Annotated in this window: 12 protein-coding genes and 4 pseudogenes; 13 read left to right on the forward strand and 3 right to left on the reverse strand. The window is 35.7% G+C overall.

What is annotated here, in order from left to right; all coding sequences use genetic code 11:
* Positions 1–177: pseudogene (locus AKG34_RS09020) on the reverse strand (IS110 family transposase); the annotation flags it as partial.
* A gap of 588 nt (positions 178–765) precedes the next feature.
* Here AKG34_RS09020 and AKG34_RS09025 point away from each other — a divergent pair.
* Positions 766–1,473, forward strand: coding sequence for a DUF421 domain-containing protein (locus AKG34_RS09025; RefSeq protein WP_053345770.1), 708 nt, complete (start codon positions 766–768; stop codon positions 1,471–1,473).
* Between the two features lie 53 nt (positions 1,474–1,526).
* Here the strand turns inward: AKG34_RS09025 and AKG34_RS09030 are convergent, their stop codons facing one another.
* Entirely contained in the window at positions 1,527–1,859 is a 333-nt protein-coding gene (locus tag AKG34_RS09030) for a YmaF family protein (protein ID WP_053345771.1), read from the reverse strand.
* Positions 1,860–1,911: 52 nt separating this feature from the next.
* Positions 1,912–2,046: a hypothetical protein gene (locus tag AKG34_RS29265; protein WP_269083727.1), complete on the reverse strand. Its 135-nt coding sequence runs from the start codon at positions 2,044–2,046 to the stop codon at positions 1,912–1,914.
* 633 nt (positions 2,047–2,679) lie between these two features.
* On the opposite strand from AKG34_RS29265, the pseudogene AKG34_RS28715 reads away from it, so the two are divergent.
* From AKG34_RS28715 to AKG34_RS09080, 12 genes and pseudogenes are all read left to right on the forward strand, one after another.
* Positions 2,680–3,264: pseudogene (locus AKG34_RS28715) on the forward strand (sigma 54-interacting transcriptional regulator).
* A pseudogene (locus AKG34_RS29810) lies at positions 3,249–3,473 on the forward strand (AAA-type ATPase lid domain-containing protein); the annotation flags it as partial. The pseudogenes AKG34_RS28715 and AKG34_RS29810, both read left to right, overlap by 16 nt.
* Positions 3,392–3,628: a helix-turn-helix domain-containing protein gene (locus tag AKG34_RS29605; RefSeq protein ID WP_053345772.1), complete on the forward strand. Its 237-nt coding sequence runs from the start codon at positions 3,392–3,394 to the stop codon at positions 3,626–3,628. The pseudogene AKG34_RS29810 and the gene AKG34_RS29605, both read left to right, overlap by 82 nt.
* A gap of 504 nt (positions 3,629–4,132) precedes the next feature.
* Positions 4,133–4,759, forward strand: a complete 627-nt coding sequence (locus AKG34_RS09040; RefSeq protein ID WP_083450734.1) for a YitT family protein — start codon at positions 4,133–4,135, stop codon at positions 4,757–4,759.
* A 514-nt stretch (positions 4,760–5,273) separates the two neighbouring features.
* Positions 5,274–6,686 carry an amino acid permease gene (locus AKG34_RS09045; protein WP_053345773.1) on the forward strand — a complete coding sequence of 471 codons (1,413 nt, stop codon included), beginning with the start codon at positions 5,274–5,276 and terminating at the stop codon, positions 6,684–6,686.
* Between the two features lie 318 nt (positions 6,687–7,004).
* Positions 7,005–7,824, forward strand: a pseudogene (phnX, locus tag AKG34_RS09050) (phosphonoacetaldehyde hydrolase).
* Positions 7,825–8,018: 194 nt separating this feature from the next.
* Positions 8,019–9,782 (forward strand): sulfoacetaldehyde acetyltransferase, encoded by a 1,764-nt coding sequence (gene xsc / locus AKG34_RS09055; protein ID WP_053345774.1) that lies wholly within the window; start codon positions 8,019–8,021, stop codon positions 9,780–9,782.
* 175 nt (positions 9,783–9,957) lie between these two features.
* A complete protein-coding gene (locus AKG34_RS09060; protein WP_176527411.1) occupies positions 9,958–11,316 on the forward strand; it encodes an aminotransferase in 1,359 nt (452 codons plus the stop codon).
* 135 nt (positions 11,317–11,451) lie between these two features.
* On the forward strand, positions 11,452–12,195 hold the full coding sequence (locus AKG34_RS09065; RefSeq protein WP_053345775.1) for a PIG-L family deacetylase: 744 nt from the start codon (positions 11,452–11,454) through the stop codon (positions 12,193–12,195).
* Between the two features lie 72 nt (positions 12,196–12,267).
* On the forward strand, positions 12,268–13,338 hold the full coding sequence (locus AKG34_RS09070) for a YeiH family protein (RefSeq protein ID WP_053345776.1): 1,071 nt from the start codon (positions 12,268–12,270) through the stop codon (positions 13,336–13,338).
* Between the two features lie 461 nt (positions 13,339–13,799).
* Complete coding sequence (locus AKG34_RS09075; protein ID WP_053345777.1) at positions 13,800–14,510, forward strand: GntR family transcriptional regulator; 711 nt, start codon at positions 13,800–13,802, stop codon at positions 14,508–14,510.
* 284 nt (positions 14,511–14,794) lie between these two features.
* On the forward strand, positions 14,795–15,796 hold the full coding sequence (locus AKG34_RS09080; RefSeq protein ID WP_053345778.1) for an LLM class flavin-dependent oxidoreductase: 1,002 nt from the start codon (positions 14,795–14,797) through the stop codon (positions 15,794–15,796).
* Positions 15,797–15,918 lie beyond the last annotated feature (122 nt).

The following is a 15,918-nucleotide window of genomic DNA, read 5'->3' on the forward strand; positions in this document are numbered from 1 at the left end:
CATCACAACATCGGATACCTGAAGGGTAGTTAACCAATCACTTAAAGCCAAGAGTCCTGTTGTTGTAGTTGAAAACGTTTCAATAGAGGTATTTGGCTTTTTATCTAATGGACCAAATAATACACAGGCTACTACTGTTTCTTGGTGTACATCTAGGCCAGCACACCGTTCAATCATTGCTTCCAAAGGAGAATCACCTCAATAAAAGATTAACAATACATATGACAGGAGATTTGTTGCAAAAATTTTTGTATACGTACTTGTAGTACACTAAATGGTTCTTCAATACTGTCACAACCAGTTTCTTATACAGGGTATCTTCCTTAAGATCCACCAAAAAAGGTTCAGCCTAGTTGTATTGTTATCATCCATTATCGTCAAGGTGTTAAAGAGTTAGACTCTATTTTGAGTATAGATTTTCGTAGTAGATGGTGGCGGCGAGGAGCGCCGCCATAGAAGTTTCTTATGGAGCTAAAGGGGCAGTTTTGTTGAAGAAGGTGTCTCAGTAAAAATAGAGAAATATTATATGAAGCTACCTATGCCATGGTAATACTGAAATGAGGAGCTACCTATATCTTTTTTTCAAGAAGTTTAATTGAACATATTGAGCATTTAAGTCGTGTTTGTCTAAAATGATTTACTTGACTTTTGCAAATCCAAAATATCCGGTTTAGATACGAATTAAATTTCTAATACTAAAGATATCTTTTATTCAGTTAGGACGTTTGATAAAAGTTGAGAATTTTTATAAGAGGTGATGCAAAATTGGAAACATTTTACCGTGCATTCTTGATTTTTGTTGTAGGATATTTATTTTTAAGGTTGAGTGGAAAAAAAGCAGTAGCTCAAATGCACTCATTCGATTTATTGTATATTCTTGTCCTAACCAATATCATCAGTACCCCAGTAGAGGTTAGTAATATGGGAAAGGCTATTACCTATGCTGGAATCACAGTAATTCTATATAAAATCTTTATACGTTTATCCCTACATAATAAATTAAGATGGATCTTATATGAAAGTCCAACGGTATTAATTCAAAACGGAGATATTGATAGAAAAGGGTTGAAAAAGGTACGTATGCCAATAAATGAATTACTGTCACATTTAAGAGAAAAAGGGTATACCGATACTCGAAACATTGCCATTGCAGTGATGGAGGAAACAGGAAGTATTAGTGTTATCCCCAAGTCGGAATATCGACCAGTTCAACCAAATGATTTAAATTTACAAGTAAAGAAAGAATATCTTCCTATCCCACTCATACTGGACAGTCAAATTGTTTACCATAATTTAAAATATCTACAATTAAACCAAAGTTGGCTAATTAACGAGCTCGAAAAAATGGGTGAAAAAATAGAGAATATTACATTAGCAACTTTTTTAGAAGATGGAAAGTTATTTATAGATAATAATGAAATTAAGGAACATAAAAGCGATCCTTATTACTACAAGCCAGGGAGAGACAATTAATTACAGAGAAGCATTAATAAAAAAGTAAAGGTGTTTGAAACAGTTGGATTACTTTACTTGTTTCCTCGGGCTGGCTGGTCAACGCTCTTCACTCGATGGCGTTGTCCATTGGCTTCTGTTGCATAAAAATCATAATAAAGAACATGCATTCCATTTCCTACAGGAAAAGCAGGGCCGGAGTATTTCTGGTAATAGTGAGTATGGCCATCTTCATAGACAACATATCCTTCCGTGTAATGCACATAGTTATCATCTTTACTCATAACAGGAGGAGAAGTTACATCTAAACACTGATGAACATGGCCAGCATCAACAGATGTATAGTAAACGGATCCATGATTATGGTTTGGCACAAATCCTTGAATAAAATCATTCTTTCCTACCATTTATCCACTCCCAATCATCTCACTTTTTCAATACATATAGATTTCGGTTTTTTTACTGTTCACTCATATTCATACGTTTTTCCAATACCTTAATCAAGTAAAAGCCATGTTCACTTATTACCTCATCATGAATCTGGCATGTTTGAATTAACACTAATGTTTGGTCTTGATATAGTGTTTTTCCCATCTTTTCCCCTCCCTAACATAAATATAATCATATAATTGATTCCAATTATGAAAATATAGAAAAATTACAATATACCAATATAATTTTTATCATTCTAAGAAGGGGAAGGACAACCAAAAGGGTTGATTTCCTATATATAACGCTTTATTACTAGTATCCCAATTAGCAAAATTGACATCTCTTAAAACTTATCGCTTGAGTGTGTAAGCATCTTTCATGTGAGCTGTATTTGATACATGCCTGACAGAGGTAAACTTTTTTCATACAGTTGGAAATAGGGAGTGCAGTGCATATCTCTATAAAAGACGAACATATCGTTATAAAGAACACCTATTTAAGAAAGTGACATCTATTTAATCTCTAGGTGTCATTTTTTCTTTTATGTTTAAGGAGTTTGTACTATTGATTTACTGATGCAAGAACTATGCCGAAGTTTGAATGTTCGTAATATTTAGGGGTTATATATCAACTTAAATAATAATGGTGTTGAATTGTCACCAACCTGGTAATAAAATGACTACAAAAGGAGAGTGGATAATGGTGGAAATAATTGAACCTGATAAAGAAATTGAAGCAAAACAAAGAATTAATTCTTCACAAATTGTTATTAGAAGTCAGGAAATGCAAAATTAAATGGAAAAGGTAAAAAAGGTTGCTGCTTTCCCTACATCTGTACCTATCACAGGTGATTCCGGAACAGGAAAAGAAGTGTTAGCAAATTATATTCATTAGTATAGTCCTCAAAAGGATGCCCCCTTTATTAAAATCAATTGTGCTGCGATTCCAGCTGAATTATTTGAGTCTGAATTATTTGGATATGCTGAAGGAGCCTTTACTGGGCCCAAAAAAGGAGGGAAGGCTGGTCTTTTTGAAAAAGCTAATACAGGCACCATACTCTTAGATGAAATTGGTGAACTACCAAAGTTGATGCAAGCTAAATTGCTTCGTGTTCTTCAAGATTAAGCAATTACTCGAATAGGTGATTCGAAGCTAATTCCTCTTACGTTTCGGTTAGTTTGTTCTACCAATAGAGACCTCAGGGATCTTGTTAATAAAAAACAATTCAGAGAAGACTTGTGGTACCGAATTAATGTGATTCATTTGAATATTCCACCGTTATACAAGCGGAAATCCGACATTTTACCTCTTATTGACGTTTACCTTACAATGCTTTGTGAGCAGTACGGAATAAAAAAACAAATCATGCCGAATCTTTAAAGATTATGGAAAGCTATCAATGGCCTGGTAATGTTCGTGAATTAAAAAATATTATAGAGTTTTTAGTAGTATCAACATCAGTACCATTCATAACCCATAGAGACTTGCCAGAACATATAAGAGATTATTGGAAATTAGAAATTCCCCAAGAAAGTTCCGCGATGAAAAGTCAGATAATAATCTATTATCCACAAATAATCTTAATCTAAAGGAAGCCATGGCTCAATTTGAATCTCAGATGATCTTAAATGCCCTTCAATCTTCACAAAGCCTTAGAAAAGCTGCCATTAAGCTCGACATTGACCATGCAAATCTGATAAGGAGAATGAAACATCTCGGAATCCAATTTTCATACAAAAGATAAGATTCTTAATTTTAGCAATAATATTCTTCAATTGAGTATTCCCTCAGAATAGGTTTGGTTTGCAAGAATATACTCTTATGCTTTCTCGAACATATCTGATAGTTCTGGAAGAAATGTTGCTGACTGTCACTTGATAACTCCGCGATTTTTTACTTTGTCTCCCATTGTATTTACTACTTTTGATAATGAATCAGATTCTGAGAGTAGGACTATTTCAAAAAATTAGATTCTTTTTAGGTTTAATACAATTCTTGTCAGGTTACCTAAATTCTTACGGTAATTAGGAGGGAAGAGAGCTTCTAGCAAGGGGTTCATTCTACTTTTATCAAAAAGCAGTGGCGGTAAAGACTTAATGTAACTTAAACGAATCTTTAATATTTGAACTTAGTAATGAATGTTGTTCATATAGTTCAAGTATAAATATATATATCGAAGGAGGAGAAAGCTTTAACTATCTAATTTTTAGACTTTTTCTTAAATTGTTATAGAAAGGTGACAAAATTAATGAAGGACTTAATTAAAATTATTGTGGGAAATATTTCAATGACCTTTGCCTATGCTTATTTAATTGTACCGAATGAAATTATTAATGGTGGTGTGACGAGTTCCGCGTTACTATTAAATGCTTTATCTGGCTATAACATAGCCATGCTTGCTAATTTTGTTACAGGACTATTATTAATTATATGTTTAGTTTTTCTAGGGAAAGAATACTTTTTCAAATCAATAGTAAGTTCCCTTAGTTATATGCTTTTTTTTAACTTATTTTATTCACTGAGTATAAGCATTGATGTAAACATCATTGTAGTAATTATTATTTCGGCGATTTTGATAGCACTAGGATACTATTTATGTATAACAGCAAATGCATCCACTGTTGGGTTTGATGTTATAGCTTTAATTTTACATCACAAAAATAAAAAAATAGATATAGCAGCGACAATCAGGATAATTAATCTTATCGTACTATTATTGGGTCTGCTTGTTTATGGTTATACTTCGATCATTAAGGGTGTTGCGTTTACGCTGATCTTTTCGTCACTTTTAAAGAAAATGCTTAATAGAAATCAGAAGGCAGTAATGATAGATATCGAAGGGCAATTGGACAAAACAGCTAAAACGGAAAAATAGAATTACGAGATCAGGAGTCAGTCTGGTGTTTTGTAAACATTAAAATTATGTTCTTATAATGATTCCTGAACGGTTGTCCAAATATTCTGATTTTTAAATTGACTTTAAAAAAGTCAGAGTGTATTATACACATAGAAAGTGGTACTAACATCATGACGTTGTGATCTTAGTTCCATTTCGATTGTCATAATAAACTATATGGAGGAGGAAATAGGATAACAGAAAATCTAGAGCTTCGTCTCTTTGGTTGCGTGAATAATATTAAGCAATAAGCTGAAAAGACCTATTCTTATGTGTCTATACACATAAGAATAACGCTAGTGTTTGTTTCGAAAATGTCTATTTATTGGTAAATCTGCACCGTTTTATGGTTATGTATGATTTTTTGCACTATTTTGTGAGTATGTAAGGGAAAAGTAGTTTATGTAGTTGTGTTAGAGTAGCCTGGCTTTTTAAGTAGATGTAAGCGTTATCAATAAGTGGTTCCCTAAATTACTGAAAGTTGGTGGAGGTTATGAAACATCAACAAGAAGAATTGAAACCTGGTCTTAAACAAAGACATTTAACAATGATATCTTTGAGTGGTGTAATAGGAGCTGGTTTATTCGTAGGAAGCGGTATTATTATTGGTCAAACAGGCCCCGGAGCGATTTTATCATACGTATTAGCAGGCTTAATCGTTGTTTTAGTCATGAGAATGCTCGGAGAAATGGCTACAGTAAACCCTAATACAGGATCTTTTGCTGTTTATGCAAGAGAAGGGATTGGTGAGTGGGCCGGTTTTACTACAGGTTGGTTATATTGGTTTTTTTGGGTTATTGTAATTGCACTAGAAGCAACAGCAGGGGCAGCGATAATACATGAGTGGCTTCCTTCAGTTCCAGTCTGGTTAATAAGTCTCTCATTAATAATTCTATTAAAACTAACAAATATATTTTCTGTTAAATCATTTGGCGAATTTGAATATTGGTTTTCTATTATTAAAATAGTCAGTATTATTCTATTCTTATGTCTAGGAGTAGCGGTGATATTGGGTTTAATACCAACTATTAAGTCACCTGGCGCCTCTAATCTTTTAAACTTTGGTGGTTTTATTCCTAACGGGATTAGTTCAGTACTAGTTGGTGTTGCGATTGTCTTTCACGCTTTCGTTGGAGTCGAGATTCCCGCCATTGCAGCAGGGGAGACTAGTGATCCAGTAAAGTCTGTAAGAAGTGCATTAAATAGCGTGGTATGGCGTATACTTATTTTTTATATCGGTTCAATTGCTATACTAGTGACACTTTTACCTTGGAATTCAGCATCTTTGCTGAAAAGTCCTTTTGTTGCTGTTCTTGAAATGATGGGTATTCCTTCGGCTGCTTTAATTATGAATATCGTAGTTCTAACGGCTTTGCTTTCCTGCTTAAATTCAGGACTTTATACGAGCTCTCGTATGTTATTTTCTCTTGCAAAAAAGGGTGATGCGCCAAAATTATTTTCAAAAGTGAGCAAGAATGGGGTCCCTGTTCTTGCAGTAATTGCAAGTACAGTGTTTGCCTTTATTAGCACAATTTTTAGTTATATTTCTCCTGACAAAATATTTTTCTTTTTAGTAAATTCTTCTGGTGGAATTGGAATTCTTGTCTATCTAGCCATTGCGATTTCTCATCTCCGCTTAAGGAAAAGGATGGAAAAAGAGAATCCTGGGATTTTCAAGATAAAAATGTGGTTATTTCCGTATTTAACTTATGCAACCATCATTTCTATGATTTCCGTTTTAATATTAATGGCATTTATAGATTCACAGCGTCCACAGTTTATTTTTACGATGCTATTCAGTTTTATAGTTATTTGTTCTTTCTTTTTATTTCGACGAAAAAAAGCGAAGTATATGGAGAATGAATTAAATATTGTTCCTAGGCCCCCTAATTCTGAGAAATTCTAAATATAATTAATATACACTTCTACGCCATCAATAGACATTGGTAATATGGCAATTACAAAGCTAGTTCGATTCAACTTAACAAATTAAATCAGTATATTTATTGCTATGTTTGCTTCTATGGATTTCCTCAGATGAACATTCTTCAATTATCTGCATTTTTTAGCTAGACTATATGTTTTAAAAAAATGAGACATTCCTTCATTGTCAGTCCACAATTACCGCAAAGTCTCAAGAGGACTTTACGTGCTTTTTTAGAATAAGCCCTTTTTGTGAGGGAATAAATGGGGAGGGGGAAACAGATTGGAAAGTACAAATGAACTGAATGGGAGGGTTCAGGCAGTTATATTTGATTGGGCTGGCACAACGGTTGATTATGGTTGTTTTGCACCGGTCCAAGTGTTTGTAGAAGTATTTAGTATAAGGGGGATTGATATTACCATTGAGGAAGCAAGAAAACCAATGGGCTTATTAAAAATTGACCACATAAGGGAACTCCTGAAAATGACTAGGATCTCGAATTTATGGGTTACAGCATTTGGGAAAGAACCAAATGAAAAAGATGTAAATGCTCTATATAGGGACTTTGAGGATTTGTTATTCAAGGTTCTCCAAAATTACGCCAAGCCTGTACCTGGTTTAATTGAACTCGTTAGCAGTTTAAGACAACAAGGAATAAAAATTGGTTCAACAACTGGCTATACTCGTGAAATGATAGATGTTGTAGCAGGAGAGGCAAAAAAGTGGGGCTATCAACCAGACTCTATTGTCGCGTCTTCAGAAGTGCCTACAGGACGTCCCGATCCTTGGATGTGCTTTCAAACGGCTATAAACCTACAAGTATATCCACTAAGTAAGATTGTAAAGGTTGGTGATACAATCAGTGACATCAAAGAGGGGGATTCATGCTGGAATGTGGACTGTTGGTGTATTAAAAGGCGGCAGCGAAATAGGCCTTTCTGAACAAGAAATCAACGAAATGGATCCGTATGAGCTCAAAAAGCGAATGAAGAATGCTGAGAATCGTTTTCTAAATGCAGGTGCCGACTTTGTTATTGATGAAATAGGAGATTTATTAGAAATAATTGATAGAATTAATTACAGATTGACAGAAAAAAAAGATGCATTTATCAGCGGCTAAAAAAGATATATTAATAAAAAATGTGATAGTACCACTTTTATCTGTACGTGCTAGGATATTAATTTTAAATAAATTCAAAATATTCAATTTATTCATTGACTGTTCGATGGAATGGTAGTATTATACATCTTATAACTGGTACGGACGTTGCAACGTCATTATCAGAAATACATTAAAGTTAAGGAGAATGTGCAATGGTCGAAACAAAAATGTTAAGAGGAACGAAAGTAAAAATGACACCAAGTGAAGCTATTGTTGAGACATTAGTGGCAGAGGGAGTCAAACATATATCGGGAATTCTAGGTTCTGCTTTTATGGATATGCTGGATTTATTGCCAACAGCAGGCATTCGATTTATTGGAGTTCGACATGAACAAAGTGCTGCTCATATGGAAGATGCTTATTGTCGTGTCTCAGGTGTTGCTGGGGTTGTTATCGGTCAAAACGGACCAGGAATGACCAATATGGTAACCTCTGTAGCAGCGGCCAATCAAGCTCATACTCCTATGGTAGTAATATCTCCTTCAGCAGGTACACCAACTGTTGGATGGGATGGTTTTCAGGAATGTGATCAGGTTTCCATTTTCAAGGCTATCACAAAAGAAACGGTGAGAGTGACCCACCCAGGTCGAGTCGCTGATTGTCTACGGACAGCATTTCGAATTGCTTATGCTGAAAGAGGACCTGTATTATTTGATATCCCTCGTGATTATTTCTATGGTGAAGTGGAGGATCAAATTCTTCAACCACATCAATATCGCGTAGATTCACGAGGATGCGGGTCATCTGAATCCTTGGATAGAGCAGCTGAAATTTTAGCTGAGGCTGAGTATCCAGTTATTATTTCAGGTAGAGGGACAGTTGATTCAGATGGTATTGAGGAAATTAAGAATATAGCAGAACACTTGACAGCTCCGGTAGCTGTATCCTATATGCATAATGATGCATTTCCTGCAGATCATCCGTTAGCTGTTGGCCCAATAGGATATATGGGATCAAAAGCTGCTATGAATACACTAAAGAAAGCAGATGTTATTTTAGCGGTTGGTACAAGATTATCCGTATTTGGTACATTACCATGTTATGACATTGAATATTTCCCTAAAGAGGCAAAAATAATTCAAATAGATATTAATCCAAGGCAAATCGCTAGAACCCACCCAGTTGAAGTTGGTATTATCGGTGATGCTCGTGAAGCTAGTCGAGAAATTATGAAACGGTTAAAGGAAATTAAACCTAACCTAAAACAAGAAAAAGCGCGGATGGTAGAGGTAACAAATGAAAAACAAAAATGGGAAGAAGAACTAGTAGAACTTGCGATGATAGATGGGACGCCAATTAACCCGCGTCGCGCCCTCTTAGAATTAACAAAAGTGTTACCTGAGAATGCTATTGTTTCAACAGATATTGGTAATGTATCATCAACTGCAAACGCTTACTTGAAATTTAACCAGAGTCGTAGACACATCGCTGCCCTTACATTCGGAAACACCGGTTTTGCTTATCCATCTGCACTTGGTGCCAAATTAGCTGAGCCGAATACACCTGTTTTAGCAATCGTTGGAGATGGAGCATGGGGAATGAGCTTACATGAAGTAAGTACAGCAGTTGAAGAAAACATTCCAGTCATCGCGTGCGTCTTTAATAATAATGCATGGTGTGCAGAGAAAAAGAACCAAGTCGATTTTTATAATAATCGTTTTGTGGGGGCAGATATCCAAAATCCAGATTTTGCAGAGGTTGCTCGTTCGATGGGGGCAGTTGGAATTAGAGTGGAAAAACCTGAAGAATTAGGGCCTGTCATAGAAGCGGCAATAAAATCAAACAAACCTACCGTCATTGATATTCAGGTGGATGGAACACAATTAGCGCCTCCATTTAGAAAAGACGCTTTAAAAATGCCTACTAGATTATTAGAAAAGTACGCTCATTTAGATCATAAAAACTGGGATAAATAATTACTAAAAAAGAATGTGGTAATGGGCGCGATACTTAATGGATGTATTTTGAGTTATCGCGTCTATTTACTCCTTAACATCAATATTTTTATACTCTTGTTTTCTATTTTGGGTTGGATCGGTATAGGTTACTTAACTAAAATTCATTTCAATAAATAAAAAGGGGGTTTCAATATTGAAATTAGAAACTGAAACGAAAGACCTTGTTCAAATGGATAAAGATCATTTATGGCATGCGATGCATCGTTATAACGAAAAGGAAAGTCCCATGATTGCAACGGAAGGAAGCGGCTCATGGTTTACCGATACAAAAGGGGATAAATATTTAGATGGGGTTTCTGGATTATGGTGCTTGAATTTAGGACATGGACGAAAAGAAATTGCTCAGGCAGCGTATGAGCAAATGGTGAATTTATCTTACTTCCCATTAACTTTAAGCCATAAGCCAGCTATTGAACTATCTTCTAAAATAAGTGAACATTTAAAAGGTTCATATACAACCTTTTTCACTAACAGTGGATCTGAAGCGAATGAGACCGCTTTTAAAATCGCTCGCCAATATCATTCTCAAAATGGAAACCCGGGGAAATACAAATTCATCTCTAGGTATCGTGCCTATCATGGTAATACTTTCGGTGCTTTAAGTGCAACAGCTCAGGCGAATCGGAGAGTGAAATATGACCCAGCGGTTCCGGGTTTTCTACATGTGCCACCACCATATAGTTATCGAAGCCCATTTGGAGAAAACGCAGAGAACTCTGACCTCCTTGCAGCAGAATATCTTGATCAGGTTATTAACTTTGAAGGATCAGAGACTGTAGCTGGCGTTATACTTGAACCATTCATTTCAGGCGGCGGGGTCCTTATTCCTTCAAAAGAGTACTTAACAAAAGTTTCGGAAATTTGTAAGAAGCATGATGTTCTTTTAATTGTGGATGAAGTGGTTTCAGGATTTGGCAGAACAGGAAAAATGTTTGGATTTATGCACTCTGATGGGGTTCAACCTGATATTGTAACAATGGCAAAGGGATTGACCAGCGGTTATCTTCCACTAGGAGCAACAGCTGTGAACTCTAGGATTTATGAAAAATTTAAGGAGAACGGAAATTTAAATCATTTTAGACATGTGTCAACCTACGGAGGGCACCCTGCATCTTGCGCAGTTGCCCTCAAGAACATTGAAATTATCGAAAATGAAAATATTGTTCAACGAGTATCTGAACTCAGTGAATCAACACTAAGTGAACTCTTTGAATTGACTGCTCTAGAAAAAGTTGGAGAAGTGCGAGGAATTGGATTTTTATATGGAATTGAACTAGTAGAAGATAAAAAATCAAAAACACCTGTATCTGAAGAGCTAATGGGAAAGGTAATTGGGGCTTGTAAGAAAAAAGGCCTGATTATTGGCCGAAACGGAGATACAGTTCCTGGATACGGGAATGTATTAATTATTGCACCGCCTTTATCCTCAACTGTTGAAGATTTACACTTTGTCATTGAAACTGTTAAATCTGTTTTGTATGAATTGTGTTAACCCTTAATGTAGATAAAGGCTTCAGATAACTTTATTGGTCACCATTAAAGTGGGCATGATATGTCTAACAGTTTTGACATCCATGTCCGTTTTTTTATATAAATGCTGATAGACTAATACAAAAGCGGAGGTATTATGGTATCTCAAGAAAAGTTATTGGTAATACTTGCGCATCCTGATGATGAGTCATTTCTTTGTGGAGGAACGATCGCCAAAATTTCTAAACTTGGTGTACAGATAACCTTACTTTGCGCAACAAAAGGTGAGATGGGCAGGCGTATGGGCAATCCCATTCTTACAACGAGAGAATCATTGCCGAAATTACGAGAACTAGAGTTAAAAAACGCATGCGAAGTATTAGGGATTAACGACCTGCGTTATTTAAATTTAAGGGATAAAACAATTGAGTTTGAAGATATAGATTTATTAGTGGAGCGAATTGTAAAAGTGATTCGAGAAATTAAACCTCAAGTAATAGTAACGTTTAATGAGAAATACGGGGGACATCCAGACCATTGTGCAATTGGTCGTGCAGCGACATTAGCATTTTCAAAATCAGGTGATTCAGATTTTTATCCAGATTCTGTTTTCTCTGCCTTTAAGGCTCAGAGACTGTACTTTGTCCTTTGGCATACATATTATGAAAAATGGATAAAAGAGAGCATGCTGAAAAGTGTGACTAAAGTAAATATCTCAGAAACTCTGCAAAAAAAGATTCGGGCTTTAAGGTCTCATCGTTCCCAAACTTTAGCCGTTCCTGAATTATGGGATAATAAAAAACCTACTTTACCTTTTTTAACAGAATACGAGTATTTTATTAAAGGAAATCCCCCCTATATTATAGAAGAAACTGATCTTTTTCAAACAATAGAAATGTAGCGATGATACATGATTTTTAAAGCAAACCGGGTTACAGTGGTCTTAATTTATCTGGAAAGGAGGAAGGAATGAATGCAATTAGAAAAATATAAGCCCCTAGAGGAAACAAGTGAGGAACAACAATATTCAAAATTACCTCTTCAAGAAAAGAAATCAAGCTTACTATTGTGGATTGGTGGTATTGCTTTTACATTTTTTATCGCACTTTTAGGTTTGGGGCTGTCCAAAATTACAGGATTTGATCGAATTGGACCGCTTGCTTGCTCAATTATTATTGCGGTCATTTATCGCCAAATTGCAGGCTATCCAGAAAAATTCCGTAAGGGCATTGAATTTTCCGCTAAAAAACTTCTCCGTTTTGCAATTATTTTATATGGTTTGAAATTAAATATTGATGTGATTTTTAATCAAGGTTTGCCATTATTGGTTCGTGACATAGGAACCGTAGCTTTTGCGATAATCGTAATGGTTCTGATTGCAAAGTGGTTAAAAGCTGATCCTTCAATTTCGCTTCTTCTCGCGGTAGGAACGGGTGTGTGCGGTGCAGCAGCAATCGCAGCAATATCTCCTATCGTGAAAGCAAAAGAAGAAGATACGGCCATAGGTGTAGGTATAATCGCCTTAATGGGGACACTTTTTTCTATAATTTATACCCTAATACGACCTATCCTTCCGATATCAGCGATGGATTATGGTATATGGTCTGGTATCAGTCTTCATGAAATAGCTCATGTTGCATTGGCAGGAGCCCCAGCAGGTGAAGATGCGCTAGCTATTGCGCTATTGGCAAAATTAGGTCGTGTCTTTTTACTTATCCCATTATGCTTCATTTTTATGTATTGGATGAAAAAACGTTCATCGGAAAAAACGGGTAAAGATGCAAAAATTGATTTTCCATGGTTCCTCGTTGGTTTTATAATGATGAGTTTAATTGGAAGCTATGTGTTTGGAACATATATCTCAGTTTCTCCAATCGTAATGGAGGGTATTTCTAAAACTACTACATTTATTTTGACTATGGCGATGATTGGTCTTGGACTTAATGTCAGTTTGCAGGCTCTTCGTACAAAAGCCATGCGTCCACTTTTGGCAATGACCATTACCTCGTTGCTACTTTCTATAATCTCGTACTTTATAGTATAGAGCTAGAGGATCTTATAATTGGAGGGGACAGCCTTCCAGTGTTGTCTATAGAATCACAAGGGTATTATTGAATACAGATGACATCATACGGAAGTGAGGGTATTTTTTGAACGAAAACATCTTTTCCCATTTTGAACTGTACCCTGAATAGTTGGCACTATTCAGGGTTTTCTATATCCATAGATACTCGTTTAATTCATGCGAAGAGTTTGAACATAGGAAATTATTTATAATAATCATTGGAACCGTTTAGAGACCAAACACTGTACAAAACTTTTCTGATTGTTCGAAAGTGAGAGTTGTAATAGAACACAAGACAGGGAACATCTCAGTTAATTTCAAAACTAGATAAGTATAAGAATCAATTGATGCCGATTTATTTGAATATTATTACAATTTGGTTTACAATATAATCACTGATACGAACATCACAATGTCTTTTTCTGTTTGGAGGAAATTTTATGGAGCTAGACTTTAACAATCCAATCCCATTACATGTTCAATTAAAAATAATATTAGAAGACCAAATTTTACAAGGTTATTATAAGGACAAGATCCCAAGTGAAAGAGAACTCATGGATATGTATTCTGTTAGTAGAAGCACTGTAAGAGAAGCTGTATCTATTTTAGTTCGTGATGGGATATTAGAAAAAAGGCATGGTAAGGGGACCTTTGTATCTCTTAAACCAGTTCAAGAATGGCTTAAGATGATTAGTTTTACTGAGACGACTAAAAATATGGGGATTAAATTACTAAATCATGGTCGTGTATTGACTCCTGAAAATATAGCCGATGCAAATGGGTTTGAGGATGAATCATACCATATTAAGAGGCTACGGTTACAGGGGGATTTACCAATCGCAATTGAATTGCATTACTATTCTTTAGAACTTGGACAAAAATTAACGAAATTTGATTTAAGTACTACTGTTTTGTATGATGCGCTCGAAGGTGATCTAAACATTAACTTTTGTGAAGCAGAACAAATTATAACATGCGGATTTCCAACAAAAGAAGATGCTGAACATTTAGGTATATCAGAAGCTATGTGCTTGCTAATTACAGAACGAATGATTTTTGATTCTGATGGTAATTTAGTAGAATATTATAAAGGTTTATTCCGATCAGATATGTACTCATTTGCGATGAAAATGTCCCGAAAGAACAACTAATTTTGTAAATGTACTAATAAGTATTACCGACTGGATAAAATAACCTAAGCCTTTCTAAGAAAGTAGAGAGGCTTAGGTTATTTTTGGTTCTCTAATCGTTAATGTAGATTTAGATGGTTTTGAACAGGTAAAAACGCCAGTCAAGTTATTCCTTTAAAGGGCCTGATTGACCAACCTGAGGCACTAATTATGCATTTGATTTCCACCCAAGCATTTAAGTTTGTTTCTAGGGTTTCAATTGTTAGTATAGAATTGAAACTTTATCAAGAAAGGACAAATTTTAAATGTCAAAAATACAAATACCTGTATCGGTCTTAAATTTGGCCCCTATTCGCAAAGGGCAGGGGGCTAAAGAAGCCATTGATGCAATGGTTGATTTGGCGCAAGCCACTGAGAAAATGGGTTATAAACGATATTGGGTTGCAGAGCATCATAATACGCCAACACTAGTGAGCTCAGCTACTTCGATTTTAATTAAACATATCTTGGAACATACAGAACACATACGAGTTGGGTCTGGCGGAATTATGCTGCCTAACCATTCTCCTTTGGTAGTAGCCGAACAATTTGGAACCATGGCAACTATCTATCCTAATCGATTGGACTTGGGTCTTGGCCGGGCTCCTGGTACAGATATGATGACCGCAAGTGCATTGAGACGTTCTCAAAATGATTCAGTCTACACATTTCCAAAAGATGTAAAGGATTTGCTTGCTTATTTTGGGCCCGAAGAGCTTCAAGGTTATATAAAAGCTTATCCAGGTGTTGGCACGAATCTTCCGATTTATATCCTCGGTTCATCAACGGATTCAGCGGTTTTAGCAGCTAAATTAGGTTTGCCGTATGTATTTGCTTCCCACTTTGCACCAAGGTATATGGATGAAGCCATTTCAATTTATCGTAATCAATTCCAGCCATCAGAATATCTGGACTCTCCATATATGATAGTATGTCTTAATGTGATTGCAGCAGAAAGTGATGAAGAGGCCAAATTTGAATCGACAACGATGCAGCAATTTTTCTTGAATGTTGTGCGAGGCTCACGAACACTGTTAAGTCCTCCAATTGAAAACATGGATCACATTTGGAGTCAGCCAGAGAAAGAAATGGCTACATCGATGTCCAGTGTGACTTTGTTAGGAAGTAAACTTTCGATACGAGAACAGTTAACGAGTTTTCAAGAGAAGTATAACGTGGACGAAATCATGGCCGTATCTTATATTTATAATCCTGACAAACAAAAACGTTCTTATGAACTTTTAAAAGAAGTGGTTGATGGCAATTAACGAAAAAAGTAAAAAGCAAACCCTGTCTAAGCGATAGGGTTTGCTTTTTATTAGAAGGACCATATCGTAGATTGGATTGTTATTCAACAATCGGGGCGCTATAGTTGAAGATTATTGTATAA

The sequence above is a fragment of the Peribacillus butanolivorans genome (assembly GCF_001273755.1).
Lineage (GTDB): Bacteria > Bacillota > Bacilli > Bacillales > DSM-1321 > Peribacillus > Peribacillus butanolivorans.

What these genes read in the sequence shown, in the direction of transcription:
- AKG34_RS09070 (WP_053345776.1), top strand. Translation starts at nt 12,268, where the DNA reads ATGCAATTAGAAAAATATAAGCCCCTAGAGGAAACAAGTGAGGAACAA.
- AKG34_RS09065 (WP_053345775.1), top strand. Translation starts at nt 11,452, where the DNA reads ATGGTATCTCAAGAAAAGTTATTGGTAATACTTGCGCATCCTGATGAT.
- AKG34_RS09040 (WP_083450734.1), top strand. Translation starts at nt 4,133, where the DNA reads ATGAAGGACTTAATTAAAATTATTGTGGGAAATATTTCAATGACCTTT.
- AKG34_RS09080 (WP_053345778.1), top strand. Translation starts at nt 14,795, where the DNA reads ATGTCAAAAATACAAATACCTGTATCGGTCTTAAATTTGGCCCCTATT.
- xsc (WP_053345774.1), top strand. Translation starts at nt 8,019, where the DNA reads ATGGTCGAAACAAAAATGTTAAGAGGAACGAAAGTAAAAATGACACCA.
- AKG34_RS09030 (WP_053345771.1), bottom strand. Translation starts at nt 1,859, where the DNA reads ATGGTAGGAAAGAATGATTTTATTCAAGGATTTGTGCCAAACCATAAT.
- AKG34_RS09045 (WP_053345773.1), top strand. Translation starts at nt 5,274, where the DNA reads ATGAAACATCAACAAGAAGAATTGAAACCTGGTCTTAAACAAAGACAT.
- AKG34_RS09075 (WP_053345777.1), top strand. Translation starts at nt 13,800, where the DNA reads ATGGAGCTAGACTTTAACAATCCAATCCCATTACATGTTCAATTAAAA.
- AKG34_RS29265 (WP_269083727.1), bottom strand. Translation starts at nt 2,046, where the DNA reads ATGGGAAAAACACTATATCAAGACCAAACATTAGTGTTAATTCAAACA.